Origin of the sequence: Paraburkholderia sp. SIMBA_027, from assembly GCF_046535315.1 — a bacterium.
In the GTDB taxonomy this organism is placed as follows: domain Bacteria; phylum Pseudomonadota; class Gammaproteobacteria; order Burkholderiales; family Burkholderiaceae; genus Paraburkholderia; species Paraburkholderia tropica.
On record NZ_JAWRWY010001371.1, the window covers coordinates 1 to 245 of the forward strand.

General features: G+C 66.1%; 1 pseudogene. It reads left to right on the forward strand.

The annotated features are described in order from the left end of the window. A pseudogene (locus SB764_RS43665) lies at positions 1–245 on the forward strand (gluconokinase); the annotation flags it as partial.

Sequence of the window (245 nt, forward strand, 5' to 3'; positions counted from 1 at the left end):
GGGATGATTTCCACCCTGCAGCCAACAAGCAAAAGATGGCCGCCGGGGATCCGCTGACGGACACGGACCGGGAGCCGTGGCTAGCCCGGCTAGGGCAGTTGCTTGCAGGGAAGGACGACGGCGGCGCGGGAGTCCCGCCGATTGTTGCCTGCTCCGCGCTGAAACGCCGGTACCGGGACCTCCTTCGCAGCTATGCACCGGATGTTGTCTTCGTCCACCTCGCCGGCACTGCGGCAACAATCGGC